25 protein-coding genes are annotated in these 24,278 nt (G+C 69.8%); 19 read left to right on the top strand and 6 right to left on the bottom strand.

Annotated features, from left to right (window positions below; translation table 11 throughout):
• Positions 1-14: 14 nt before the first annotated feature.
• Positions 15-2,084 (top strand): sensor histidine kinase, encoded by a 2,070-nt coding sequence (locus OZ403_RS01120; protein WP_328285559.1) that lies wholly within the window; start codon positions 15-17, stop codon positions 2,082-2,084.
• Positions 2,085-2,124: 40 nt separating this feature from the next.
• Entirely contained in the window at positions 2,125-3,267 is a 1,143-nt protein-coding gene (recF, locus tag OZ403_RS01125; RefSeq protein ID WP_140873000.1) for a DNA replication/repair protein RecF, read from the top strand.
• Between the two features lie 2 nt (positions 3,268-3,269).
• On the opposite strand, the gene OZ403_RS01130 is transcribed toward recF, so the two are convergent.
• A complete protein-coding gene (locus tag OZ403_RS01130; RefSeq protein ID WP_140786700.1) occupies positions 3,270-3,659 on the bottom strand; it encodes a hypothetical protein in 390 nt (129 codons plus the stop codon).
• Positions 3,660-3,975: 316 nt separating this feature from the next.
• Here OZ403_RS01130 and OZ403_RS01135 point away from each other — a divergent pair, with 316 nt between their 5' ends.
• The 4 genes from OZ403_RS01135 to OZ403_RS01150 are packed head-to-tail and all read left to right on the top strand — an operon-like array spanning position 3,976 to position 7,315.
• Positions 3,976-4,479, top strand: coding sequence for a hypothetical protein (locus tag OZ403_RS01135; RefSeq protein ID WP_174259164.1), 504 nt, complete (start codon positions 3,976-3,978; stop codon positions 4,477-4,479).
• Positions 4,476-5,285 (top strand): MlaE family ABC transporter permease, encoded by an 810-nt coding sequence (locus OZ403_RS01140; protein WP_140786702.1) that lies wholly within the window; start codon positions 4,476-4,478, stop codon positions 5,283-5,285. The genes OZ403_RS01135 and OZ403_RS01140 overlap by 4 nt, the downstream gene beginning before the upstream one ends.
• 6 nt (positions 5,286-5,291) lie before the next feature.
• Positions 5,292-6,110, top strand: a complete 819-nt coding sequence (locus OZ403_RS01145; RefSeq protein WP_140786703.1) for an ABC transporter ATP-binding protein — start codon at positions 5,292-5,294, stop codon at positions 6,108-6,110.
• Entirely contained in the window at positions 6,107-7,315 is a 1,209-nt protein-coding gene (locus OZ403_RS01150) for an MlaD family protein (protein WP_140786704.1), read from the top strand. The genes OZ403_RS01145 and OZ403_RS01150 overlap by 4 nt, the downstream gene beginning before the upstream one ends.
• Here the strand turns inward: OZ403_RS01150 and sitI6 are convergent.
• Entirely contained in the window at positions 7,312-8,040 is a 729-nt protein-coding gene (gene sitI6 / locus OZ403_RS01155; RefSeq protein ID WP_140786705.1) for a SitI6 family double-CXXCG motif immunity protein, read from the bottom strand. The two genes, OZ403_RS01150 and sitI6, sit on opposite strands and share 4 nt — an antisense overlap.
• A 25-nt stretch (positions 8,041-8,065) precedes the next feature.
• Positions 8,066-8,728: a SitA6 family polymorphic toxin lipoprotein gene (gene sitA6, locus OZ403_RS01160; protein ID WP_268783277.1), complete on the bottom strand. Its 663-nt coding sequence runs from the start codon at positions 8,726-8,728 to the stop codon at positions 8,066-8,068.
• Between the two features lie 179 nt (positions 8,729-8,907).
• On the opposite strand from sitA6, the gene OZ403_RS01165 reads away from it, so the two are divergent.
• Entirely contained in the window at positions 8,908-10,284 is a 1,377-nt protein-coding gene (locus tag OZ403_RS01165) for a hypothetical protein (RefSeq protein ID WP_268783278.1), read from the top strand.
• A gap of 1 nt (position 10,285) precedes the next feature.
• Here the strand turns inward: OZ403_RS01165 and OZ403_RS01170 are convergent, their stop codons facing one another.
• Together OZ403_RS01170 and OZ403_RS01175 are read right to left on the bottom strand one after the other, a co-directional pair.
• Positions 10,286-11,233 (bottom strand): ATP-grasp domain-containing protein, encoded by a 948-nt coding sequence (locus OZ403_RS01170; protein WP_268783279.1) that lies wholly within the window; start codon positions 11,231-11,233, stop codon positions 10,286-10,288.
• A gap of 2 nt (positions 11,234-11,235) precedes the next feature.
• Positions 11,236-11,388, bottom strand: a complete 153-nt coding sequence (locus tag OZ403_RS01175) for a hypothetical protein (protein WP_153881172.1) — start codon at positions 11,386-11,388, stop codon at positions 11,236-11,238.
• A 186-nt stretch (positions 11,389-11,574) separates the two neighbouring features.
• Between OZ403_RS01175 and OZ403_RS01180 the strand changes: the two genes are divergently transcribed.
• From OZ403_RS01180 to OZ403_RS01225, 10 genes are all read left to right on the top strand, one after another.
• The gene (locus OZ403_RS01180; RefSeq protein ID WP_268783280.1) at positions 11,575-12,870 is read left to right on the top strand and encodes a M20/M25/M40 family metallo-hydrolase; all 1,296 of its coding nucleotides are present in this window, start codon (positions 11,575-11,577) and stop codon (positions 12,868-12,870) included.
• Between the two features lie 176 nt (positions 12,871-13,046).
• Entirely contained in the window at positions 13,047-14,207 is a 1,161-nt protein-coding gene (locus OZ403_RS01185) for a pyridoxal-phosphate-dependent aminotransferase family protein (protein ID WP_140852838.1), read from the top strand.
• Positions 14,208-14,420: 213 nt separating this feature from the next.
• Positions 14,421-15,032 carry a DUF2378 family protein gene (locus OZ403_RS01190; RefSeq protein ID WP_174258596.1) on the top strand — a complete coding sequence of 204 codons (612 nt, stop codon included), beginning with the start codon at positions 14,421-14,423 and terminating at the stop codon, positions 15,030-15,032.
• Between the two features lie 68 nt (positions 15,033-15,100).
• Positions 15,101-15,541: a histidine kinase dimerization/phospho-acceptor domain-containing protein gene (locus OZ403_RS01195; RefSeq protein ID WP_268783281.1), complete on the top strand. Its 441-nt coding sequence runs from the start codon at positions 15,101-15,103 to the stop codon at positions 15,539-15,541.
• Between the two features lie 202 nt (positions 15,542-15,743).
• Positions 15,744-15,944 (top strand): sensor histidine kinase, encoded by a 201-nt coding sequence (locus OZ403_RS01200; RefSeq protein WP_268783282.1) that lies wholly within the window; start codon positions 15,744-15,746, stop codon positions 15,942-15,944.
• On the top strand, positions 15,941-16,162 hold the full coding sequence (locus tag OZ403_RS01205; protein WP_237077928.1) for a hypothetical protein: 222 nt from the start codon (positions 15,941-15,943) through the stop codon (positions 16,160-16,162). Before OZ403_RS01200 ends, OZ403_RS01205 begins: the two co-directional genes overlap by 4 nt.
• Positions 16,140-16,400, top strand: a complete 261-nt coding sequence (locus OZ403_RS01210; protein ID WP_328285498.1) for a response regulator — start codon at positions 16,140-16,142, stop codon at positions 16,398-16,400. The genes OZ403_RS01205 and OZ403_RS01210 overlap by 23 nt, the downstream gene beginning before the upstream one ends.
• A 414-nt stretch (positions 16,401-16,814) precedes the next feature.
• Complete coding sequence (locus OZ403_RS01215; RefSeq protein ID WP_140786713.1) at positions 16,815-17,183, top strand: response regulator; 369 nt, start codon at positions 16,815-16,817, stop codon at positions 17,181-17,183.
• A gap of 101 nt (positions 17,184-17,284) precedes the next feature.
• Positions 17,285-19,432: a cation:proton antiporter domain-containing protein gene (locus OZ403_RS01220; protein WP_140796961.1), complete on the top strand. Its 2,148-nt coding sequence runs from the start codon at positions 17,285-17,287 to the stop codon at positions 19,430-19,432.
• Entirely contained in the window at positions 19,432-20,250 is an 819-nt protein-coding gene (locus OZ403_RS01225; RefSeq protein WP_140786715.1) for a helix-turn-helix domain-containing protein, read from the top strand. The genes OZ403_RS01220 and OZ403_RS01225 overlap by 1 nt, the downstream gene beginning before the upstream one ends.
• Before the next feature lies 1 nt (position 20,251).
• Here OZ403_RS01225 and OZ403_RS01230 read toward each other — a convergent pair whose 3' ends face one another.
• The gene (locus tag OZ403_RS01230) at positions 20,252-21,007 is read right to left on the bottom strand and encodes a GNAT family N-acetyltransferase (RefSeq protein ID WP_237077930.1); all 756 of its coding nucleotides are present in this window, start codon (positions 21,005-21,007) and stop codon (positions 20,252-20,254) included.
• Positions 21,008-21,108: 101 nt separating this feature from the next.
• Between OZ403_RS01230 and OZ403_RS01235 the strand changes: the two genes are divergently transcribed.
• Together OZ403_RS01235 and gyrB are read left to right on the top strand one after the other, a co-directional pair.
• Positions 21,109-21,519, top strand: coding sequence for a hypothetical protein (locus OZ403_RS01235; RefSeq protein WP_268783283.1), 411 nt, complete (start codon positions 21,109-21,111; stop codon positions 21,517-21,519).
• Positions 21,520-21,723: 204 nt separating this feature from the next.
• On the top strand, positions 21,724-24,171 hold the full coding sequence (gene gyrB, locus OZ403_RS01240) for a DNA topoisomerase (ATP-hydrolyzing) subunit B (protein WP_140786718.1): 2,448 nt from the start codon (positions 21,724-21,726) through the stop codon (positions 24,169-24,171).
• The last annotated feature ends 107 nt before the right edge of the window (positions 24,172-24,278 follow it).

The raw sequence follows: 24,278 nt of genomic DNA on the forward strand, positions 1-24,278 counted from the left end.
GGTGCACCAGCACCATGTGCGTGCCAGGGGGGCGCGGTGGGCAGGCGGCTGGGCAACGGTGGACTGGGCAGCCCGGGGTGGCTCTGCTAGGCCCTGGGCCCGTGGCGACGCGAACGGGCCAGCATTGGAGTCAGGACACGCGCAGCAGGCCCGTGGTGACGGAGCCCCGCTCCTTGCGCGAACAGCTCGCCGAGGTGCCGGATTCGCTCGCGCTGCTTGAAGGGTTGTTCACTCATTCGCCGGTGCCCTACGCCGTCTTCACCTCGGACGGCCACTGTCTGCTCACCAACCCCGCCTTCCTGGCGATGTTCGGCGCGGCGCCGCCGCCCGAGTACAGCCTCTTCAAGGACGAGCTGCTCGCGCAGCTGGGCTACGCGAAGTTGCTCCAGCGGGCCGTGTCGGGCGAGCGCGTCCAGACGCCGGTGTTCTGGTACGACGTGAAGGAGTTGGAGCACGTCCGCGCGCCCACCGAGGCGCGGCGCATCGCCATCTCCTGCACCGGCTTCCCACTGGTCTCCGCCAGCGGCGGCGTCACGCACCTCGCCGTGGCCTACAAGGACATGACGGCGGAGCTGGCGGCCCGTGAGGCGGCGCAGGTGGAGCGGCGCAACCTGCTCCAGGTCTTCACCCAGGCGCCGGTGGCCATCAGCGTGCTGCGCGGCTACGAGCTGCGCTACGAGTTCGCCAACCCGCTGCTCCAGAAGCTCATGGGCGGACGCGAGCTGAACGGGCGCACCCAGGAAGAGGCCATTCCGGATTTGTCTCCGGAGCTGCTGAGCCTCCATCGGGGCGTGCTGGAGACGGGTGAGCGCGCCATCGCGCGGGAGTACCCCGTCACCATCGACTACGAGGGCGCCGGCCGCGTCGAGACGAAGTTCTGGAACATCATCTTCGAGCCCCTGCGCGACGAGCGCGGCCTCGTGGACGGCCTGGTGACGTTGGCCTTCGACGTCACCGAGCAGGTGCTCGCGCGCCAGGCCGTGGAGAGCCAGCAGAAGTGGCTGGAGGCCGTGCTCGACCTGATGCCCATGCCGGTGGTGATGGCGGACCCGGCCAGTGGCGACCTCAACTTCTCCAACGCCGCGGCGGACCGGCTCTACGGCCTGCACATCCCCAAGGACGTGCCCGCCACCGCGTATGGCGAGCACTTCCACGTCACGGACCTGGAGGGCCGCCGGCTGAGCGTGGATGACCTCCCCTCCAATCGCGCGGCCCGGGGCGAGCGGCTGGACGGGCTGGAGGTCCACTGGCACACGCCCGCGGGCCAGTACGCCCTCAGCATCTCGTCGGAGACGCTGCCCGCCATGCACGGCCATCCGTCCGTGGTGGTGATTCCCTTCCTGGACATCACCCGTCTGAAGACGGTGGAGCAGCACCTCCAGGAGGCCGTGCGTGCCCGTGACGAGTTCCTGTCCGTGGCCAGCCACGAGCTCAAGACGCCACTGACGTCACTGGGGCTGCGGCTCCAGTCCTTCGTGCGCGCCATCCACGCGGACCCGGAGTCCGCGCTGGCCCAGCGTCACGGGCGCGAGGTGGAGGCCATGCGCCGGCAGGTGACGCGCCTGGCCGAGTTGGTGGACGGGCTGCTCGACGTGTCGCGCATCAGCACCGGCCGGTTGAAGCTCCAGTTCGAGCCGGTGGACCTGCCCTCGCTCGTGCGCGAGGTGGCCGCGCGTTTCGAGCTGGAGGCCGCGCGCGCCGGCTGCGAGCTGCGCGTCACGTGGGCGGAAGGGCTCGAGGGGGCGTGGGACCGGCTGCGGCTGGAGCAGGTGGTCTCCAACCTGCTGGCCAACGCGCTCAAGTACGGCGCGGGCGCGCCCGTGCACATCGACGTGGCGCCGGGGGGCATGGGCGCCCGGCTGTGGGTGAAGGACCGGGGCATCGGCATCGACCCGGAGGCCCACGCGCGCATCTTCCAGAAGTTCGAGCGCGCCGTGTCCGAGCGGAACTACGGCGGCATGGGCCTGGGGCTGTACGTGACGCGCACGCTGGTGGAGGCCCTGGGGGGCACCATCCAGGTGGACAGCCGGCCCGGCGAGGGCGCCACCTTCGTGGTGGAGCTGCCGCTCCAGCCCACGAGATAGGTCCCCCGCCGGAGGGCGGAGAGGTTATACGGAGGGGGCCGTGCGCCTCCTCGCGCTTCACGTCCACGACTTCCGGAACCTCCCCCAGGTCCAGCTCACGCCCAGTGCCCACGCCACCATCGCGGTGGGGCAGAACGGGCAGGGCAAGACGAACCTGCTGGAGGCCCTCTACTTCCTGGCCACGCTCAAGCCGCTGCGCGCGGGGCGCCTGTCGGAGCTGGTGCGCTGGGGCTCGCAGGGCGCGCGGGTGACGGGGCGCTTCCTCCTCAAGGGCGCCGAGCGTGAAATCGCCGTGGAGGTGGGCGGCGGCACGCGGCAGGCCTTCGTGGATGGGAAGAAGGCCTCCAGCCTGGAGGACTACTTCGGCGGCGTGTCCGTGGTGGCCTTCACGCCGGATGACCTGGAGGTGGTGAAGGGCGGTCCGGACTCACGGCGCGGCTTCCTGGACCGGGCGGTGTTCAACCGCTTCCCCGCCTTCCTGCGCGAGAGCCGCGAGTACGCGCGGGCCTTGAAGAACCGCAACCGCCTGCTGCGTGAAGGGCACGCCGTGGACGCGGCGTACCTGGAGGCCTACGACGAGACGCTGGCGAAGGCTGGCGCGCGCATCTATTCGCGGCGGCGCGCGCTGATGGCGGAGCTGGCGCCCAGGGCGCAGGCGACCTTCGCCTCCATTGGCCGCACGGTGGACCCGGCCGTGTACAACTACCGCCCCGCGCATCTGGAGGGCGACTTCGCCGACGCGGACGAAACGGCGCTGGCGGCCATGCTGCGGGAGAGCCTCTCCGCGCGCCTGCGGCGGGACATGGAGCGGGGCTTCACCTCGGTGGGGCCGCACTCGGACGACGTCTCGGTGACGCTGGGAGGCCGCAGCGCGCGGGCCTACGCGAGCCAGGGACAGCAGCGGGCGCTGGTGCTCGGCTGGAAGATCGCCGAAATCGAGAACCTGGAGGACGCGATGGGCTTCCTGCCGCTGCTGCTGCTGGACGACGTGTCGAGCGAGCTGGACCCCGAGCGCAACGCCTACCTCATGGGCTACCTGGCCCAGAGCGGCGCGCAGGTGGTGCTCACCACCACGGACGGTTCGCTGGTGCGGGGCGCGGCGGCGGACGACACGCTCTGGCTCGACGTGCACGGCGGGCAGGTGGCGGTGCGCGCGGACGCCGAGCCGCCTCCCGCCAGCTGAAGTCACGGCGTCACGCGCCGACGGTGCCAGGGCCAGTGGACGTGGAAGCGCCGCTCCGCGTGGTGCGGCACGTCGCCCGGCGCCACGTTCTTGAAGAAGGGGAAGCGGTACTCCGCCCAGAGCACGCCGTACGCCACGGCGAAGAGGAAGGTGGCCAGTGGCAGCCACCACGACGTGCCCACGGCGAGTGCGATGACGGTGAGCAGCAGCAGCGCGACGCCCATGCCCAGCGACACCTCGCGCAGCCGCTTGGACTCGCTGAAGGCCAGCCCCATGGACACCACCGACAGGAGCAGCACGGAGACAGCCAGCCAGTAGCTGTGCCGTGTGTACAGGTTGGCGATTCCCAGCAGGAAGAGGCCGAGGCCGAATATCGCGAGTCCGCCGTCCATGGGGTCCTCCTTGTCCGTGTGTCGAGCGTGGGGCACTGCTGTCCGAGCCGGGCGGCTTGCGTGCGTCGGGACAAAGCTGGGGCCGCGCGGCGTGGCAGGGGACTGCCCGCGGATGGACGCTCGCACAGACTGGTTGGTGCCGTGACGGACAACCGGCGCACCTCGGGTGGCGGGAATGTGACGTGCCAGGATGGATTCAGAGGTGTGACAGTGGACGTTTGGCCCCCACCGCACGACATGGAATTCCTTGCAGGTGCGCGACTTGTGACGCATGACTTGGTCGCAGGGCCGGAAGAGAGCCACGAAGAACGGTGCCATGCCGCGGATGACGTTGCTGTGCCTGCTGGTGGTCATGCCCCTGACGGGCTGTCACCGGACGACGTTCGAGGATTCCGTCCTCACCAAGCCCGCCGTGCGCTACCGCATTGGCAAGCTCCCCGCGTACTGGGAGCAGGTGCGGCTGGAGGACAACGACCTCGCCTTCGCCGAGGAGGGCACCGGTCGCGCGCTCTCCGTCAACGCCACGTGCAAGGGGCATGATGACCCGTCGCTCCAGGTGCTCACCCGGCACCTGCTGGCGGGCTTCACGGACCGGCAGGAAATCGCTGAACAGCGCATCCCCATGGATGGGCGCGAGGCCCTGCGCAGCCGCCACCTGGCGAAGATGGACGGCGTGCCCGTGCAACTGGAGTTGGTGGTGCTGAAGAAGGACAACTGCGTGTTCGACTTCACCTACGTGGCGCCGCCGGGACTCGCGGAAGCGCGCATGGCGGACTTCGACGCGCTGCTGGCCGGCTTCGAATCGGAGCGCAAGGAATGACGACGCGGCAGCCCGAGGTGGACGCGGCGGCGGCTTCCGGGCCTCCAGGCCTCATGGACCGCGCGAAGGAGCGCCTGGAGTCACTGGGCGCCCTGTCGCGGATGACGGGGCAGGTGTTCAGCCGCGCGGTGCGTCCGCCGTATGACTGGCGCGGGCTCGTGTACCACACGGAGTCGCTGGGTGTGCGCTCGCTGCCCATCGCCCTGCTTACTGCGATGTTCGCGGGGCTCGTCATCTCGCTGCAGTTCGGCTACTTCCTGTCGCGCTTCGGCGTGCAGTACACCGTGGGCCGCGTGGTCATCCTCACGCTGTTCCGCGAGCTGGCGCCGGTGCTCACCGCGCTCACCGTGGGCGCGCGCATCGGCAGCGGCATCGCCGCGGAGCTGGGCGCCATGACGGTGACGGAGCAGGTGGACGCCATCCGCGCGCTGGGCGCGGACCCGCTGCGCAAGCTGGTGGTGCCTCGCGTGCTGGCGTGCCTGATTGTGATGCCGGTGCTCACCGTGTTCGCGGACGTCGTGGGCCTGGTGGCGGGCGCGCTGGTGGTGAACTTCCAGTACGCGATTACGCTCAACCTCTTCTTCCAGGGCGCGCTGGACGCGGTGCTGATGCCGGACTTCGCCTCCGGCGTGTTCAAGGGCGCGGTGTTCGGGCTCATCATCGGCCTGGTGGGCTGCTTCCGCGGGCTCACCGTGGAGGGCGGCACGGAGGGCGTGGGCCGCGCCACCACGCAGACGGTGGCGACCACGTCCGTCTCCGTGTGCCTGGCCGACTTCTTCATCACCCAGCTCACGCTGAGCCTGTGACGCGCCATGCGCTCCTCGTCCCAGACGACTTCTGAGTTCGCGTTCCAGCGCCCCCGGCCAGGGGAGCAGCTCATCTATTTCGAGCACCTGACCAAGGCGTTCGGCGCCAAGCGCGTCTATGACGACATGGACCTGGACGTGCGCGCGGGGGAGACGCTGGTGGTGATGGGCGGCTCGGGCACGGGAAAGAGCGTGCTGCTCAAGTGCCTCATTGGGCTGCTGACGCCGGACACCGGACGCATCCTCTTCCAGGGGCACGACCTGGCGCGCTTCACGGAGGAGGCCTTCATGCCGGTGCGCCGGCACGTGGCCATGGTGTTCCAGGGCGCGGCGCTCTTCGACTCGCTGAACGTCGGGGAGAACGTGGCGTACCCGTTGCGCGAGCACTTCCCGGACATGCCGGCGGACGAGGTCCGGGCCCGCGTGGCGGAGAAACTGGCGCTGGTGGACCTGCCCAACACCGAGCGGCTGATGCCCTCCGACTTGTCAGGCGGCATGCGCAAGCGGGTGGGGCTGGCGCGGGCCATCGCCACTGAGCCGGAGGTCATCCTCTGGGACGAGCCCACCACGGGCCTGGACCCTGTCACCACGCAGTCCATCAACGTGTTGATCAACTCGATGAAGACGCGGCTTGGGTGTACCTCCATCGTCGTGACCCACGACATGGTGAGCGCGTTCACCGTGGGAGACCGCATCGCCATGTTGGCCAATCGGAGAATCGTGCAGGTGGGCACGCCGCGGGAGATGCTGCGCTCCACCGTGCCGGAGGTGCGGGCCTTCCTGGACGCGCGCCGCGTGGAGCTCTATCCCGGAGGGACGCCATGAGCCTGTTCTCTCCCGCGGGGACGGAGCGTCGTCAGGCCTTTCGCGCCGGGCTCTTCGTCGCCATGGGTCTGGCGGTCGCCAGCGTGGTCGTCATGGTCATCGGGCAGCAGTCGCGCCTGTTCGAGCGCAAGACGACGTATCGCGCGTACTTCACCAACGTGCAGGGCCTCAGTGATGAGTCTCCCGTCTGGCTCGGAGGCCTCAACGTGGGGCGGGTGACGGGCATCGTCTTCTCGCCCGACCCAAAGGACCCGCGGCTGGAGGTCCAGTTCCAGGTGTCGTCGCGCTACACGGACCGCGTGCGGGAGGACTCGGTGGCGCAGTTGTCCAGCATGGGTGTGCTGGGTGACAAGGCGGTGGACATCTCCCTGGGCAGCCCCACGTCACCGCCGGTGGAGGCGGGCGGGGTGCTCAAGTCGTCCACGAGCGGTGACTTGTCCGCGCTGCTCAACGGGGCGTCGCAGGTGATGGAGAACTCGGTGGCCATCAGCAAGTCGCTGCGGGCGGCGGTGGAGACGTACGCCAACCCGGAGATGGCCAGTGACGTGACGCGCGGCATGGCGGCGCTGCGGGCGCTGCTGGAAGAGGTGGAGAAGGGCGAGGGCGTGCTGCACGCGCTCATCTACGACAAGCAGGCCGGGCGCGAGGTGCGGGGCCTGCTGGCCAACGCGTCCAACGCGGCGGCGCGGGTGGATGGCGCGGTGGGTGAACTGGAAGGGATTCTGCGCGAGGTGCGCACGGGTGACGGCACGGCGCATGCGCTCGTCTACGGCCAGGATGGCGCGAAGGCGCTGACGGAGCTGGGGGCGGCGGCCGGGCAACTGGCGGGGCTCATCGAGGATGCGAAGAAGAGTCCCAACGGAGCGGTGCACCAGCTGGTGTACGGCGACGCCAGCGGCATGTTCGCGGACCTGGGCAGCGCGGCGGCGGACCTGAAGAAGATTACGGCGACCGTGGCGAAGGGAGACGGCACCGTGGGCGGGCTCATCAGCGACCCGACGGTGTACGAGGACCTGCGGGAGGTGATTGGCAACGTGAAGCGCAATCGCATCCTCCGCGCGCTGGTGCGCTTCTCCTTGAGCAACCGGCAGGACTTGGACCAGGTGGGCAAGGTGGAGGGCGTGGAGCCGCGTTCCGAAGCGCCCGCCGCGGCTCCGGCGGAGACGGCTCCCTCGGCGCCCGGGGAGCCCGCGGCCCAGCCCTAGCCTGGGTGGACGGAAAGCTCGCGGAACGCGATGTCGCTGAGTCGAAGCTGCTTCACGGCTTCGACGAACCGCTCGCTCGCGACGATGACCGTCTTGAAGTCACGAAGGCGGAAGAGGTCGATGTCCTCGGGCAGGGTGCTTGCATCGAGCACGGCGGACTCGGATGGGTAGCCGTTCCGGTGGCTGCCACACCGGGGACAGGGGGACTGCCAGTCCGGAGCGTGGCTGGTTGGATGCAACGCTCCGTGCACGAGGACCTCCAGGCAGTGCAGGGGCGGTGCAGGCTGGCCGCGATAGCCCAAATCTCCTGGCGCGCCATACAGGCCTCTCACGCCGGCGGCGCGTAGTTTCTCCAGGGCCGAGCCGCGCATCCACGGAGTCCACGGCGCTTGGAAGTAGAAGTCTCCAAAACGGCCCTTGGCCTTGCCAACGACAGGACCCAGTTGCGTGCCGGGCTCCAAGGGGGCAGCCGGAGGGACCCATGGCCGCAGTTGCTCGCACAGGTGCTGGTACGCCTCCAGTGACAGGGCTTGTTGGCTCCGTGGTTCTTCCAGCAGGGCACGGTGTGCGAAACACGAGAGGTCCACGGTGGGGTAGGCCTCGCCGAGGCCGCCGTAGCCGCCACAGATGGTGCAGTTGATGCTCGGGATGCACCAGGGGCTCACGCCGTCGATACGGCCCGTGTTCCGGGTGGCTTCATCCTCGAGAACCTCGAAGAACCTCACGTGCTGCGCCTCCAGCGGCAGGTCATCAGCGCAGATAGTAGTAGGGGACGATGGGGCCTATCAGGTCGTACTTCTGGACCAGCTTCCCCAGGTGTTCCCAAACCTGCTGTTGGGAGGCGCCAGGATACCTGCGAGCGAAGTCGGTCCATTCCTGGTTCCAGGCTCCGCCTCGGGTCCCGCTATGGATGCGCTGATGCGTGTCTCGCGCGATGACCAGGGTGAAGTCATGCACGTTCAGTGAGCGAGGGCTCCTCGCGAACCACTTCGCGAGGTGTTCCGCTTGGGGAAAGAGATGATGCCGGACCCAGTCCGGCCCCGAAGGCAGGAGCGGAGCCCGGTGTTCAGACTGTGGTGCGTTGTGCCAGTCGAAGACGAAGACAGGCCCATTTCCGCCGGGGAGTTTCTGGACGTTGCCCCAGCGCCGATGGGGACCCGAGCCGGGCGCGGCGGGCGGGGCGATGGTGCCCCCGCCCTTGGCGAGCAACCTCTCAGCGTCTTCACAGACGTAGAGGCCGCATTGTGTGGCTCCAGCACAGACCCACGTGACACACCGGTCCACGCGGGTACATGACTCGCCTTCTCCGTGTGGCACTTGTTCCCATGCATGCTGGGATTTCTGCGCGGTGTGCCCACATCCCGTGAAGACCAGCGCGAGCAACCACGCGACGAGTGCCCGTTTGCGGTCCATTCCTGCCCCCGGCGCTGCGGCCCTGCCATCCGTGGCAGTCTATCCAGACGTGACGCAGAGCGCCCCGGTGCCACCACGCTCTGGCATTGACCCTGCTCCTGGCTTTCGCGCCCCCAAGGCACTAAGACGGCGACCCTCCAACGCGCCGCTGCCGGAGCGCGCGAGGAGGCCCCGTCGCGATGAGCTCATCCGCCGTCTCCACTCCTGTGGCTTCCGCGCCCGCGCGCTCCACGTCTCGCATCTGGGCGGGACGGGTGCTGCTCTTCGTGGGCTTCTTCGCGGCACTGGCGGCGTTCCCCGTCTACACGCCCTTCGACTCCAAGCTGACGCTCCCCACCACGCTGTCACTGCTGCGTGAAGGGAACCTCGACCTGGACGAATACGCCCCCACCTTCGAGTCGTACCGCCACGGCCTCTACGAGCGCGACGGTCACCTCTACAACTACTTCCCCGTGGGGCCTTCCCTGGCCGCCGTGCCCATGGTGGTGCTGGTGGATGGCTTCGTGCGCCTCGCCACGCCTGTGGGCAATCTGCACCCGGCCCTGGCAAAGCCCCTGGCGCACTGGCGCCACATCTACGACGCCACCGGCGGCGTGGACCTGGATGCGTGGAACGGCCCGCAGCGCCTCTTCGCCTCCGCGCTGACCGCGCTCGCTGGCGTCGTCATGTTCGTGCTGGGCACCGCGCTGCACCTGTCCCGCAAGCGCGCGCTGCTGCTCGCCGCCGTCTTCGTCTTCTGCACGCCATTGCTCTCCACCGCCAGCCGCGCCCTGTGGCAGCACGGCCCTTCGCTGCTGTGCCTCACCCTGGTGCTCCTCTGCCTCGTCCGCGCGCGCGAAGCTCCGCGTCACGTGGCCTGGGCGGGCATCCCCCTGGCGCTCGCCTACGTCATGCGGCCCACCAACAGCCTCTCCGTGCTGGTGCTGTCGCTCTACGTGCTGTGGACCTATCCGCGTCAGGCCTGGAAGTTCTTCGCGGGCGCGCTCGCAGTGGCCATTCCGTGGGTGACGGTGAACCTCATCCACTACGGCTCCGTGCTGGCGCCTTATTACGAACCGCAGCGGCTGGAGCTGTCCGCCTCTCGCGTGGCCGAGGCCCTGGCCGGTAACCTCGTGTCCCCCGCGCGCGGGCTGCTCGTGTTCACCCCTGTGCTCCTCATGAGTGCCTGGGGCCTGTGGATGGACCTGCGCGCCCGGACCTTCACCCGGCTGCATGCCGTGCTGGTCGCGGTGGTCGCGCTGCACTGGGCCGCCATCTCCACCTTCCCGCACTGGTGGGCAGGGCACTCGTATGGCCCGCGCTTCTTCTCGGACATTGTGCCCTACCTCGCCTTCTTCCTCGTCCCCGTGGTGCGCGCGCTCCAGTGGAAAGGCCCCGAGGCCCGGCGCGGCCTGACGGCCACCTTCGCGGTGCTGGCCGTGCTGAGCCTGGTCCTCCATGTCCACGGCGCCAGCTCGCGCGCGGTGTACCGGTGGAACAGCCTCCCGCTCGACGTGGATGAACACCCGGAGCGGCTCTGGGATTGGTCCGACCCGCAGTTCCTCGGCCGGCGCTGAGCTATCCGCCGCGTGCGTGCCGCGCCAGCGCGTGCGTCAGGTGACCCGCCACGTCCGTGCCGCCGCGCGCATCGAAGCCCAGGAACATCGCCGAGCCGTTCAGCTCCAGGATGCGCGGCGCTCCGTCCGCGTCACGCTTCAAGTCCATCCCCGTCCATCGCAGGCCCAGCACCTCGCACGCCTTCACGCAGCCGTGAGCCACCTCGGGCGGCAGCGTCACCTGCTCGATGCGCTCCTCGTGCTGCCGGAAGTCGAGCGACGGCGAGATGACGCGCAGGCTCGCGATGACGGCGCCGTCCAGCACGTACACGCGCAGGTTCTCGCCCGGCAGCAGCTCCTGGAAGGTGACGGGCGCGGCGGATAGCGCCGCGAGGCGTTCGTCCGTGAGGTCTGCTTCACTCAGCTCCCGCGTCGCCGCGCCGCCTACGACGGGTTTGTAGACCCCGCGTCCTTCCCTCGCGAAGCGGCGCACCGCCTCCGCGTCATTCGTCCACAGCGTCCGGGGCACGGGAAGTCCCGCGGCCTGGAGCGCGGCGAGCTGCGCGGGCTTGTGCATGCTCCAGTCCGAAGAGGGCGGGTTGTAGAGCGGCACGCCCAGTCGCTCCCAGCGGCCCAGCAGTCCCAGGAGCAGCGCGCTCTTCTCGCGGAACGCGGTGAGCGTGGTGCGCCAGTCCGCGTCCATGGCCTCCTGGGCATCCACCCCGAAGGCCAGCGGGTGCGCATGCAAGCCGCGCAGGTACACGGCGGCCGGCCGCCCCACCTCACGTCCGTCCGCGACGATGCCGTCCAGCGACTCCGTGAGCGACAGCCGCGTCTCCTCGGGGAAGGCCCGTGTGTCCACCACCACCGTGTCCACGTCCTCGGCGCGAAGCCGGCGCGCCACCTCCTGAACATGGGCGTCGTCTCGCGCACCCAGCAGCACCACCGTGCCTGTCCGTGTCACGGGCATCCTCAGCGTTGGAGTTCACCGCCGTCGCCGGTCTCCTCACCTACCTGCATCGTGGTCACCTGCGCTTCCTTCTCGGGCTGTGGTTCGGGGGACGCGGGCGCCCAGTCCCGGATGAACAGCGCGCGCGGCGGTTTCGGCGGAGAAGTCTTTGGCATGGTGTCTCCAAGATGCGGATGGGCCCGGCGCCGCACCAGTGCCGGCCATGGAGCGCCGCGTCACCCAGGCTGGGCGGGCCACTTCGCCCACCGCTCCACGCTGCACCCACGCCAGCGCCTGCCCCGGCCGAGGCGCCTGTTCGTTTCCGGTGACTTCCACCGCGCGCCTGGGCTCCAATCCGCTTCATGAAAGCTCTTGCCCTGCGTGAGGACCGCTTCCTCGATGTGCTCCGGCGGCTCATCGCCCTGACTCCGAAGCTGCAGAACAACCCTGGCGCGGGGCTGGTGCCCGAGGAGCGGCTGGCCGCGCAGGTGGTGCTGGACACCCTGGCGCCGCACATCGAGAGCGGCTTCATCCAGGCGGAGTCCGTGGCGGGCCCGGGCCAGGCGTCGCGTCCCTGCCTGGTGCTTACTGTTCCGGGCGAGGGGGACGGCGCCATCGGCTTCGTCGGCGCGCACTTCGACGTGGTCCCCGCGGACCAGAAGGCGGAGGGCTGGGAGCGCAGCCCCTTCGAGCTGTGGGAGGGCCCCGGCGGCGTGCTCTACGGGCGCGGCGTCACCGACTGTCTGGGGCACGTCGCCGTGCTCACCGACCTGCTGGCTCAGCTGGCCGAGCGCAAGGTGCGGCCCAGCCGCACGCTGAAGGTGGTGCTCATCTCCAACGAGGAGTCCTCGGAGCTGCCGGGCCTGGGCCTCAACTACGTGGCCGAGCAGGGGATGCTCAAGCCGCTGGACGGCCAGCCGGTGTACTGGCTGGACAGCGCCAACTTCGGCCCCACGCTGGGCACTGCGGGCGTGTCGCTGTGGGAGCTGAAGGTGACGGGCGTGGGCGGCCACTCCGGCATGCCGCAGAACTGCGTCAACGCGCTGGAGCTGGGCATGGCCGCGTCGTTGGAGCTGGCGCGCTTCTTCCACGAGCGCTTCCCGCCCACGGAGGACGAGAAGCGCTGGGGCTTCCTGTCGTCCTCCAGTCTCAAGGCCACCGTGGTGGAGGCGCCCAACACCAAGGAGACGAAGGTGCCCGCCGACGTCGTCCTGCGGGGCGACATCCGCCTCACGCCCTTCTACGACCTGGCGGAGGTGCAGAAGGCGGTGACGGACTTCATGGCGGAGCTCGACGCCCGGCTGGCGCGCGACGACGCCCCCGCGCACTTCCCGCGCACGCGCACGGCGGGCGGCAAGCGCGGTGAGCTGGCGTTCCGCTTCCAGGGGGAGGGGACCGAGGGCATCGCCTGCCGGCTGGACTCAGAGGGCCTGCGCGCCCTGAAGGAGGCCATGCAGGTGGTGCGCGGTGTGTCGGCCACGCCCTTCTCGCTCACCGGCTCGCTGCCGCTCGTGAGGGACCTGCAACGACAGGGCTGCGACGTGCAGATTACGGGCTTCGGGGACATGCAGTACTACCACGCCCCCAATGAGCAGGCCCGGCTGGAGGACTTCCGGCAGGGCTTCGCGATTCTCCGCGAGCTGCTCGTCCGCCTCTGAGTCGGGGTGCGTCCGGTGGCGTGCTGTTCGGAAATGTCCCGACATTTCCGAACAGCGCGCACCGGACACTCGCCCGGAGCACATGTGCGTGGACAGCGCGGCCGGGGACCGCCACAGTCGGTCCGGGCCGCGGGCACCTCCGCTCGCGGCGGCTGCGCGAGAGGAGTGGTGACGCCGTGAGAGACTTGCTGATGATTCCAGGGCCGGTGGAGTTCGAGCCCGAGGTGCTCCAGGCGCTGGGCGCTCCCACCCTCAGCCACACGGACCCCGCTTTCATCGCCGTCTTCGGCCGGGCCCTGAAGCGGCTTCGGGAGGTGAGTCTGGCGCCCTCCGCGCAGCCCTTCGTGGTGTCCGGCTCCGGCACGCTGGCCATGGAGCTGGCGGTGGCCAACCTGGTGGAGCCCGGGGACGCGGCCCTGGTGGTGAACACCGGCTATTTCAGTGACCGGATGGCGAAGATTCTGGAGCGCCACGGCGCCCAGGTGACGCACGTGCGTGCCCCGCCGGGAGACGTGCCCTCCCTGGACGAGGTGGAGACGCACCTGTCGAAGGGTGGCTTCAAGGTGCTGTCCGTCACCCATGTGGACACGTCCACGGGCGTGCTCGCACCCGCGGAGGCGCTGGTGCGGGCCGCGCGCAAGCACGGCGTGCTGTCGGTGGTGGATGGTGTGTGCGCCACCGCGGCGGAGACCTTCCGCCAGGATGCGTGGGAGGCGGACGTGTACCTCACGGCCAGCCAGAAGGCGGTGGGGGTTCCTCCCGGCCTGGCGCTGCTCACCGTGGGCCCGCGGGCCATGGAGGCCTGGCGCAAGCGCAAGACGCCGGTGGCCAGCGTCTACGCGGACTTCGCGGAGTGGTTGCCCATCATGGAGGCGTACGAAGCGGGCAAGCCGGCCTACTTCGCCACCCCGCCAGTGAACCTGGTGGCCGCGCTGGACGTGAGCCTGGGGCAGATTCTGGCCGAGGGCATGGACGCCCGCTTCGCCCGGCACCAGCGGATGGCGCGGGCCTTCCGCGCGGCGTGGAAGGCCATGGGCCTGCGCCTGTTGCCCACCTCCGACGCCGTGGCCGCCAACACACTGAGCGCCGTGTACTACCCGGACGGCGTGGACGCGGCGCTGGTGGGCGGGGTGAAGGGGCAGGGCGTCGTCGTCGCCGGCGGCCTCCACCCGGACCTCAAGACGCGCTACTTCCGTGTGGGCCACATGAACCGCGTGGGGCCTGCGGACGTCCTCTCCACGGTGGGCGCCCTGGAGCGCGCGCTCATCGCCGCCGGTCATCGCTCGGAGCCCGGCGCCGCCGTGGCCGCCGCCCAGGCGTCCCTCATTGCGGGCTGAGCCCGGCCTGGGGGCATCCGCCCCTATTCGTTGGCTGGCGGATGCTCCTCTCGGCCCGCGGGGCGAACCGGGTTTGATTCGACAGTACCGGAAAAATATGCGACTGTTGGCTTCCCGGAAGTGGGGGGAATCCTGTGAGCCCGGAAGCATCCGCGAAGTGAGGTGGCGGTGTGTTCCCCGGGCGCCCTGGAAGGGTCCCTCGGGGAGATGACCATGTACGCGGGTTACGAATCGAGCGCGGGTGGTGGCGCGGCCTGGGAGCTGGAGTTGCGGCGTCTGGCGGCCACCGACGACGACATGGCGCGTGGGATGTTCTTCCAGGGCACGCTGGACGTCGTGGGTTTCCTGGGAGGCGAAGGCGCCGTGGCCCGCTGCAAGGGTGTGGCCGGCATCTGGGAAATCAACCTCCTCCACATGTACCCCATCACCCGGTTCCTCCGGATGTCATCCACGGCGGCGCGGCTGTTGGCCCCGCAGTTGGACGGCTTCGAGGGCGTGCTGCGGCGCATGGGAACGCAGGCCACGGTGGATTTCGTGGCGTCCGTCTTCGGACGGGAGTTGATGCGAACGGCCAGCGGCAAGCCGCGGCTGCTGTTGCAGTCGCTGGGAGAGGCCTACCTCGCCGCGGTGACCTACGGCGAGCGCTACCCCCTGTGGACCGGGGAGACGAGCGCCCGCTTCATCATGCGGCGTGACTTCATGCCCGCCGCCTACCACGAGGGCGTGCTGCACGGCGTGCTGGAGGCGGTGGGCGCGCGTGAGGTCCGGGTCCACGGTCGCCAGGTGGGGCTGCTCGACAGCGAATACGAGCTGTCCTGGAAGTAGGCGTGGCGGCGAGCCCCCGGCGTGCTGGCGGGGGGTGAAAGGCGGGGCCCCACGGTCCGTGCGCATGAATGCTGGGCGCGGTGCTGGCGTGGCTGGGCAGACGCCAGGTCGTCACGCTCGCCGGCGAGTCCGAGGCCTTGTTGGAGCGGGCGCGGGCCCAGGCGGATGCGCCGCGGGCGAGCGAGGCCCGGCTGGAGGCCCGGGTGGTCCAGCGCACGCAGGAGCTGACGCTGGCCAACCAGGAGTTGGAGTCGTTCAGCGACTCGGTGTCCCACGACCTGCGTGCGCCCCTGCGCGCCGTGGACGGCTTCAGCCTGGCCCTGCAGGAGGAGGATGGGGCACGCCTGTCCGAGGAAGGCCACGAGCACCTGCGGCGGCTGCGCGCGGCGGTTGTTCGCATGGGGCAGTTCATCGATGACCTGCTGCGGCTGTCGCGCATCTCCCGCATCGAGCCGCGCCATGCGCCCGTGGACCTGAGTGCGCTGGCCAGCGTGGTCGCCGGGCGCTGACGCGCCCCGAGCCGGGCCGCGACACGGCGTTCGACATCGCCCCGGGGATGATGGCGCGGGGAGACGCTCGTTTGCTCCGTGTGGTCCTGGAAAACCTGCTCGGCAATGCCTGGACGTTCACCAGCCAGCGCTCGGGAGGACGCATCGTGTTTTCGCCACGTCGAGCGAGAACCCTTCCCGTTACTGTGTCCGGGACAACGGCGTGGGATTCGACATGGCGTACGCGGGCAAGCTCATCACTCCCTTCCATCGGCTGCACCGGGCAGGGGAATTCCCTGGCACGGGCATCGGGCTGGCGACCGTCCAGCGCATCATCCACCGCCATGGGGGAGACATCTCCGCGGAGGCAGTGCCGGGCGAAGGGGCCACGTTCTGCTTCACCCTGGAGGCGTCCCATCCATGAGCGGCGAGCGGCCCATCCTGCTGGTGGAGGACAACCCGGACGACGTGGACCTCGCGCTGCGCGCCTTCAAGCGGGCCGGCGTCACACGGCGGGTGGACGTGGTGGAGGCGCTCGACGACCTGTTCTTCCAGGGCCCCTACGCGGCCCGCGCCGGCCAGCCAGCCGCCTCCCGCGATGGTGTTGCTGGATGTCCAGTTGCCCCGGCTGGACGGCCATGAGGTGCTGCGCCGCATCCGCGCGGACGCGCGCACGCGGATGCTGCCGGTGGTCATCCTCTCCTTGTCGGAGGAGGAGGAGGTCGACGTGGTGCGCAGCTACGGCGGCGGGGCCAACAGCTACGTGCGCAAGCCGGTGCGCTACACGGAGTTCGTGGAGGCCGCGCGCCAGCTGGGCCTGTACTGGCTGGTGCTGGACCACGGCGCACCGGTGGGCCCCTTCCCGGGAGCCCCGGGATGACACCGCTGCGGGTGCTGGTGGTGGATGTGATGGCACAGCCGGTGCCCCTCACCTCCAGCCCGGAGCACCAGCGGGCGCTGGACGCGCTGGGGCTTCGTTCGGTGCTGCACGTGCCGCTGCAGGGCCGCGCGGGGGTGATGGGGGGCTGTCGCTGCTCACCCAGGAGACTCGCACGTTGGGGCCGGTGGACCTGGCGCTGGCGCAGGAGCTGGCGCGCCGCTCGGGCCACATGGGCCGTGTTCAGGTGGATGACAGAGGGATTGGAATTTCAGAGGACCGGGTGAGGCACTTCCTCGAACGCTTCGGACGGGCGGTAAGCTCGCGCTCCCACGGGGGCCGGGCCTGGGCCGGGCCGCGCGAAGGGGGTAGCGCGCGTTTCACCCTGGATTTGCCATTGGAGAAGGAGAGGCGTGAGTGAGTCGGCCGTTGCTGGTGGTGGATGACGACGCGGACCTGCGCGAAGCCCTGGAGGAAGTGCTTCGTGACGCGGGCTACACGGTGCTGGGGGCCAGCAATGGCAAGCATGCCCTGGAGGTGCTGGGCGCGGCCACGGAGCTGCCGGGGCTCGTCCTGCTAGACATGATGATGCCCGTCATGGACGGAGGCGGGTTCGCGCGGGCCATGCGTCAAGTGTCAGCCTGGCGTGATATCCCGGTGCTCGTCTTCTCCGCGTCAGCGAATGCTCGCCAGGTCGCGGATGAGATTGGCGCTTGCGGTCACCTGCGCAAACCCGTGGACGTGGAGACACTGCTGGACGCCGTCAGCCGCCATCTGACGATGTGAAGCAGGCAGGCGGGTCCCGGTTGACGCCCTGCGTTCCCTCCGGTTGACGCCTCGAAATCAGGTTGGTAAGTGCCAGCTTAACACTTCATGTGGAGGGCCGGATGCACACCAACGCACTCGCGCTGCTGATCTTGCAGCTCATCGTCATCATTGGCTTGTCGCGGCTCATTGGCCGCGGCGCGCGATGGTTGGGACAGCCGTTGGTCATCGCGGAAGTGGTGGCCGGTATCGTCCTGGGGCCGTCGCTGCTGGGCTGGCTGGCGCCGGACGTGATGAACGGGCTGTTCCCGGCCTCGTCCATGCCGGTGCTGACGATGCTCAGCCAGGTGGGCCTGGTGCTGTTCATGTTCCTCATCGGCCTGGAGCTGGACCCCCAGCTGCTCAAGGGTCGGGGGCACGCGTCGGTGGCCATCAGCCACTCCAGCATCATCGTCCCCTTCGCGCTGGGCGCGGGCGCGGGCGCGCTGTGGCTCTACAAGAGCCTGTCGTCGCCAGAGGTGCCCTTCTCGTCGTTCGTGCTCTTCATGGGCGTGGCGATGAGCATCACCGCCTTCCCGGTGCTGGCGCGCATCCTCACCGAGCGGGGGTTGCTCCAGTCGAAGGTGGGCACGGTGGCCATCGCCTGCGCGGCGGTGGATGACGTCACCGCGTGGTGCCTGCTGGCCTTCGTCGTCTCCATCGTCCGCGCGTCCAGCCTGGCGCAGGCGGCGCTCACCACGGTGATGGCGCTGGGCTACATCGCGTTCATGCTGATGGTGGTGAGGCCTTTCCTCGCGCGCCTGGGTGCGCGGGTGGCCAGCCGCGAGGGCCTCACCCAGAACGTGGTGGCGGGCACGCTGGTGCTGCTGCTGGCGTCCGCGGGTGTGACGGAGCTCATCGGCATTCACGCGCTGTTCGGCGCCTTCCTCTTCGGCGCGGTGATTCCGAAGGAGGGCCGGCTGGCGGAGGCGCTGGCGGAGCGGCTGGAGGACGTGGCGGTGGTGTTGCTGCTGCCCGTCTTCTTCGCCTTCAGCGGCCTGCGCACGCAGATTGGCCTGCTGAACACCGCGGAGGACTGGGTGACGTGCGGCGTCATCATCGTGCTGGCCTGCCTGGGCAAGTTCGGCGGCAGCGCGGTGGCGGCGCGGATGACGGGGCTGCGGTGGCGCGAGGCGAGCGCCATCGGCATCCTGATGAACACGCGCGGGTTGATGGAGCTCATCGTCCTCAACATCGGCCTGGACCTGGGCGTCATCTCACCCCAGCTCTTCACCATGATGGTGCTGATGGCGCTGGTGACGACGTTCATCACCACGCCGCTGCTGAAGTGGATCTACCCGCTGGAGGAGATTGCCCGCGAGCGTGTGGTGTTGCCGCTGCCAGTGGAGCCGGGCCCACCGCCCTACAGCGTGCTGATGTGCGTGTCCCACGGGCAGGCGGGGCCGGGCATGGCCACCCTGGCGCGCTCATTGACGGGACGTGAAGAGGGCGCGCAGCTTCACGCGCTGCACCTGGTGTCCCCGGAGCGCGCGTCCCTGCGCCCGGCGCAGCAGCGGGACCCCGAGGAGGACAGCGCGCTGATGCCGCTCTTGTGGCGGGCCGCAAGCCTGGGGCTCTCCGTGCGGCCGTTGTCGTTCGTCTCCGGCGAGCCGGCCCAGGACATCTGCCGCACCGCGAAGGCCCGGCGCGCGGACCTGGTCCTGCTGGGGTGGCACAAGCCGCTCTTCAGCCAGACGGTGCTGGGCGGCACGGTGCACGAGGTGATGCGGGAGGCCAGTGGCCCGGTGGCGGTGCTGGTGGACCGGGGCCTGTCGGACATCAAGCGCGTGCTGGTGCCCTTCGCCGGAAGCCGGCATGACCGCGCGGCCCTGGCCCTGTCCCGGCGACTGCTGAAGCAGGCGGGCGCCGAGGTGACGGTGCTGCACGTGACGTCCGACCTCGGCGGCAACGGCGGGGCCCGGGCGCAGGTGGAGGAGCTGTTCCCGGCGACCGAGGGCGGTGTGACGCTGAAGGTGGTGCGCAGTGACGCACCGGACGAGGCCGCCCTGGAGGAGGCGCGCCATGGCTATGACCTGGTGATTGTCGGCATCGGCGCGCAGTGGGGGCTGGAGGACAAGCTCTTCGGCCTGCACCGTGAGCGCATCATCCGGGACGTGCCGGGCTCGCTGCTGGTGGTGTGTGACGCGTCGCCCGCCACGGCGGCGGAGTCCACCTCTGAATCCTCAAACGACGGGGCCAGCGCGGCCCGGGTTCTTCCCGCGAGGAGCTGATGCACCTGGGGGCTACCCTCCGACTATTGCGCACGGATGCGGGCCTGTCGCTGCGGGACCTGGCACGCCGCATCGGCGTGTCCAGCGCGTACCTCAGCCGGGTGGAGAACGGCGTGGACGCGCCCCCCACGCCCGAGCGCCTGTCGGCCATTGCCCGCGAGCTGCGAGTCCCGTCCTCGCTGCTGATGGACGTGGCCAACCGGATGAGCCCGTCCGTGGCCGCCTACCTGGAAGAGGTACCGGGCGCGGGGGCCCTCTTCCTGGACATCGCCCAGCGGCGCCTGTCCGGGCTGCAGCTGGCGCGCGTGCGCGACTTCCTGGACGCGGAGTTCCCCGTGCCCCAAGGGCGGCGCGACGCGGCCGTGCCGCCGCTGGCGCCCCTGCTGGCGCCGGAGCGCGTGGTGTTGCAGCTGTCCTGCGCGGGCTGGGACGACGTGCTGGACGTGGCGGCGGAGCGACTGGCCTCCTCGCGGCCCGGCGCGGAAGTCGCGCGGGTGGTGGACGGCCTGCGCCGGCACCGGGAGGAGTCCTCATGCGCGGTGGGAGGCGGGGTCGCGGTGCCGCATGCCTTCCTGCCAGGCGCGGTGCCCACGGTGGCCCTGGTGACGCTGGCCACGCCGCTCGCGGGGGATACCCCCGACGGCAAGCCGCTGCGCGTGGTGGTGGCCGTCCTGGACGCCGAGCGGGGCGGCCCCCAGTTGGTGCGGCTGGCGCACCTGGCTCGGCTGGCGGCCCACGGGCTGGCGGACCGGCTGGTGGGGCTCAGCCAGCCGGCCCAGGTGCTCTCCAGCCTGGCGGAGCTGGAAGCGCTGCGCTGACTCAGGGGCCCGTGCGGCCCCAGGTCTCCCACGCGCCCAAATCCCGGTAGCCCAGGCGCTGATACAAGGCCTTCGCCTCCGGCGTGGCCTGGAGCACCGCGGCCGTCATCCCCCGGGCCCGTGCCTGGTGGTGCAGCCCGCGCATCACCTGCGCGGCCAGCCCCCGGCCCCGGGCCTCGGGCACCGTGGCCACCATGTAGATGCCCGCGGTGTCACCCACGTCCCGGGCCATGCCACACGCCAGGGCAACGCCCGCCTCCTTCGCGACCAGCGTGTGCACGGGCAGCGGGGGCGGCTGCAGCCAGACGTCGAGCTGGCGCCCCAGCTGGCCCCACGTGCGCTTGTTGATGGCGACCATGTCGTCCTGCGTCTCGGAGACCTCCAGGGGGATGTCCGGTGGGGCGTCCGGCACGTCCTCCAGCACCAGGCCCAAGGCATCCATCCGGACCGCGTCGGGGCCGAAGCCGGCGTCCTCCAGCACCCGCCGGGCCTCGGTGTCTCCGGGCAGCAGCACCACGCGCCAGCCGGGCAGGTCCAGGCCCCGGTAATAGTCCGTCAGGGCGGGCAGGGCGTCGCGCAGCGCTCCCGCGTCGTGGAAGAAGGCCTGCTGGGCCCGTTGGTGTTCCGGGTGCCCTGGCAGACAGAAGGCGTCCACGCCCGGCAGGCCCAGGTGCCGCAGCGTGCCCCGCTCCCGCTGAAGGTGCTTGAAGGCGATGACGTTCGACAGCAGGCGCGCGGACAGCTCGGCATTCGTCATGGGGCTCCGGAGCGTAGGGTACGCTCCGCCCGGCGGAGAACAGACGCGGCGCTCAAAACCGCGCACCGGCGGGCCGGGAGGATTAGGGTGCAGGGGCACCCATGAGCAGCCCGCGCTTCTACGCCTTCGACCCTCGCGCCACCCGCATCGCCCTCTTCGTGGGGGCCTGCGTGCTGGCCGTCCTCACCGCCTGGGCCCTGGCGGATGCCCGCGACGCAGGTGGCGTCCAGGCCATGGCCCGCGCCGGCGTCTCCGCGGGGCTGATGTTGACCTTCCTGGTGTCCTTCCACCGCCTGCGGCCCCGCACGGGCTGGGGCGTCACGGTGGATGCGCGGGGCGTGCGCGTGGCCCGGCCCTTCAGCCAGAAGGAGTTGGACCTGCACTGGGGGCGATTGACCACGTGCGCCGGATTGGCCGGAAGGGGAGCGTGCTCGCCCTGTTCCTCAAGGAGGAAGGCCGAGTGCTCGTCACCCGGCATCTCTTCGCCCGCAAGGCTGTTTTCGACGAGTTGATTTCGGCGCTGGAGGACCGCCTCCCGCCGCCCCGTTTCGACGCCTGAACACCCCGTTCCCCGGGGCGGCCTCCCAGGCAGGCGGCCAGGCGGATTTCACGAATGTTTACGCAGCCTTGCGAGTCCTCGTTAACCTTGTTCGACGTGCCTTGAAGTGGTACGCACGGACCTGTTGCAAGGCTCCTTTTCCCAAGGACAGCTTCACATGGAAAAGACCCCCGCTACCGGCTCGGCGGTTGCTCCGCCGCCCGTGGAGTATGGGACGGACAGCATTACCAAGCTCGAGGGCCGCGAGGCGGTCCGGAAGCGCCCCGGCATGTACATCGGTGACACGATGGCCTACGGGCTTCACAAGCTCGTGTACGAGGTCGTCGACAACGCGGTGGACGAGTCGCTGGCCGGGCACTGCACCGACATCGAGGTCGTCATCCACGTGGATGGCTCCCTGAGCGTGCAGGACAACGGGCGCGGCATCCCCGTGGGCCCGCACCCCAAGTTCCCCGGCAAGGACACCCTGGAGGTCGTCCTCACGGAGCTGCACGCCGGCAGCAAGTTCGGCAACGGCGCGTACAAGGTCTCCGGCGGCCTGCACGGCGTGGGCGTCACCTGCGTCAACTTCCTCTCGGAGTGGTTCAAGGTCCGCGTCCAGCGCAACGGCACTGTCTACGAACAGTCGTACGCGCAGGGCATCCCGGACACGCCGCCGCGCGAGGTGGGCACCACCGACAAGCGCGGCACGTACATCGCCTTCAAGCCGGACTCCACGGTGATGGAGCTGGTGGAGTTCAACTTCGAGACGCTCAGCCAGCGTCTGCGTGAGTTGGCCTTCCTCAACGCCGGTCTGCACATCGTCGTCCGCGACGAGCGCACGAACAAGGAGCACGACTTCAAGTTCGACGGAGGCATCTCCTCGTTCGTGGAGTACCTCAACAAGTCGAAGCAGACGCTCCACGACAAGCCCATCTCCTTCAGCACGGAGCGCGAGGGCGTCACGCTCGACATCGCGATGCAGTGGAATGACGGCTACGACGAGCGCATCTACACCTTCGCGAACAACATCAACACCCATGAGGGTGGCAGCCACCTGTCCGGCTTCAAGGCGGCGCTGACGCGCACGCTCAACAGCTACGCGGAGAAGGGCAGTCTCTGGAAGGACCTCAAGGAGACGCCCACCGGCGAGGACGCGCGTGAAGGCCTGTCCGCCGTCATCTCCGTCAAGCTGACCAACCCCCAGTTCGAGGGGCAGACGAAGACGAAGCTGGGCAACAGCGAGGTGAAGGGCCTGGTCGAGCAGATGGTGAACGACCAGCTCGGCTCCTTCCTGGAAGAGACGCCCATGGTCGCCAAGAAGGTCGTGGCGAAGATTGGCGACGCCTGCCGGGCGCGTCTGGCCGCGCGCAAGGCGCGTGAGACGGTGCGCCGCAAGGGCGTGCTGGACGGCGGCGGGCTCCCCGGAAAGCTGGCGGACTGTCAGAGCCGCGACCCGAACGAGAGCGAGCTTTACATCGTAGAGGGTGACTCCGCAGGTGGCTCCGCCAAGCAGGGCCGGGACAGGCGCAACCAGGCCATCCTTCCGCTGCGCGGCAAGATTCTCAACGTGGAGAAGGCCCGCTTCGAGAAGATGCTCACCAGCGCCGAAATCGTGACGCTGATTACGGCCTTGGGCACGGGCATCGGCGCGGAGGACTACGACCCGGAGAAGGCGCGCTACCACCGCATCATCCTGATGACGGACGCCGACGTGGACGGCAGCCACATCCGCACGCTGCTGCTCACCTTCTTCTTCCGGCAGATGCCGGAGCTCTTGCAGAAGGGCTACCTCTACATCGCGCAGCCGCCGCTCTACAAAGTCACGCGCAACAAGAAGGACCAGTACGTCAAGGACGAGCACGCGCTGAACGAGTACCTGCTCAAGATTGCCTCCGAGCACGCGCGGGTGCTGACGCCCGAGGGCGAGCTGGGCGGCGCGGAGCTGAAGGTGCTGCTGGAGAAGGTGATTACGTACGAGGAGCGCCTGGAGAAGCAGTCCAAGCGCCGGGACGCGCGCGTGGTGGACGCGCTGGTGCAGGGTGCGCGGCTGTCGGCGGAGACGCTGACGGACGAGGCGGCCCTGGGGACGGCGGTGAAGGCCGCCTACGACACCTTCGAGCGCCGCATGCCGGACGTGCTGGGCCGCGTGCGCCACGAAATGGTGCAGGACCCCGAGCACCACACCAAGAAGCTGGTGTTCCACACCGATGTGAATGGCGCCATGCGGGAGACGGTGCTCGACCACGCCTTCCTGTCGTCGCCGGAGTTCGTGGAGCTGTCGTCGCTGCGCGACGCCTTCGTGGCGCTGGGCAAGCCGCCATACAAGGTCCGCGTGGAGGCGGGGGAAATCACCGTCTTCTCCGTGCAGGAGGTGCTCGCCGCCGTCCGCAAGGACGCGCAGCGCGGCCTGGGCCTGCAGCGCTACAAGGGTCTGGGTGAGATGAACCCGGAGCAGCTCTGGGACACGACGATGAACCCGGCCACGCGCACGCTGCTCCAGGTGCGGGTGGAGGACGCGGTGGAGAGCGACGAAATCTTCTCGCTGCTGATGGGCGAGGCGGTGGAGCCGCGGCGCGAGTTCATCGAGCGCAACGCCCTGGACGTGCAGAACCTGGACATCTGAGTCCGTCCCGAGGAAAGACGCGTGGGCCCGGTGCCCCCTCGGCCCCGCGCCCACGTGCCTTTCCCGTCCTTGTCGAGCCGGGCCTCCGCGCTGCCGGGCCCTCGCTA

It is taken from the genome of Myxococcus sp. NMCA1, from assembly GCF_026810205.1.
Taxonomy (GTDB): domain Bacteria; phylum Myxococcota; class Myxococcia; order Myxococcales; family Myxococcaceae; genus Myxococcus; species Myxococcus xanthus_A.

Coding starts and splice junctions, on each gene's coding strand:
- OZ403_RS01120 (WP_328285559.1), top strand. CDS start 15: ATGTGCGTGCCAGGGGGGCGCGGTGGGCAGGCGGCTGGGCAACGGTGG.
- OZ403_RS01130 (WP_140786700.1), bottom strand. CDS start 3,659: ATGGACGGCGGACTCGCGATATTCGGCCTCGGCCTCTTCCTGCTGGGA.
- OZ403_RS01135 (WP_174259164.1), top strand. CDS start 3,976: ATGCCGCGGATGACGTTGCTGTGCCTGCTGGTGGTCATGCCCCTGACG.
- OZ403_RS01140 (WP_140786702.1), top strand. CDS start 4,476: ATGACGACGCGGCAGCCCGAGGTGGACGCGGCGGCGGCTTCCGGGCCT.
- OZ403_RS01145 (WP_140786703.1), top strand. CDS start 5,292: ATGCGCTCCTCGTCCCAGACGACTTCTGAGTTCGCGTTCCAGCGCCCC.
- OZ403_RS01150 (WP_140786704.1), top strand. CDS start 6,107: ATGAGCCTGTTCTCTCCCGCGGGGACGGAGCGTCGTCAGGCCTTTCGC.
- sitA6 (WP_268783277.1), bottom strand. CDS start 8,728: ATGGACCGCAAACGGGCACTCGTCGCGTGGTTGCTCGCGCTGGTCTTC.
- OZ403_RS01165 (WP_268783278.1), top strand. CDS start 8,908: ATGAGCTCATCCGCCGTCTCCACTCCTGTGGCTTCCGCGCCCGCGCGC.
- OZ403_RS01170 (WP_268783279.1), bottom strand. CDS start 11,233: ATGCCCGTGACACGGACAGGCACGGTGGTGCTGCTGGGTGCGCGAGAC.
- OZ403_RS01175 (WP_153881172.1), bottom strand. CDS start 11,388: ATGCCAAAGACTTCTCCGCCGAAACCGCCGCGCGCGCTGTTCATCCGG.
- OZ403_RS01180 (WP_268783280.1), top strand. CDS start 11,575: ATGAAAGCTCTTGCCCTGCGTGAGGACCGCTTCCTCGATGTGCTCCGG.
- OZ403_RS01190 (WP_174258596.1), top strand. CDS start 14,421: ATGTACGCGGGTTACGAATCGAGCGCGGGTGGTGGCGCGGCCTGGGAG.
- OZ403_RS01195 (WP_268783281.1), top strand. CDS start 15,101: ATGCTGGGCGCGGTGCTGGCGTGGCTGGGCAGACGCCAGGTCGTCACG.
- OZ403_RS01205 (WP_237077928.1), top strand. CDS start 15,941: ATGAGCGGCGAGCGGCCCATCCTGCTGGTGGAGGACAACCCGGACGAC.
- OZ403_RS01220 (WP_140796961.1), top strand. CDS start 17,285: ATGCACACCAACGCACTCGCGCTGCTGATCTTGCAGCTCATCGTCATC.
- OZ403_RS01225 (WP_140786715.1), top strand. CDS start 19,432: ATGCACCTGGGGGCTACCCTCCGACTATTGCGCACGGATGCGGGCCTG.
- OZ403_RS01230 (WP_237077930.1), bottom strand. CDS start 21,007: ATGACGAATGCCGAGCTGTCCGCGCGCCTGCTGTCGAACGTCATCGCC.
- OZ403_RS01235 (WP_268783283.1), top strand. CDS start 21,109: ATGAGCAGCCCGCGCTTCTACGCCTTCGACCCTCGCGCCACCCGCATC.
- gyrB (WP_140786718.1), top strand. CDS start 21,724: ATGGAAAAGACCCCCGCTACCGGCTCGGCGGTTGCTCCGCCGCCCGTG.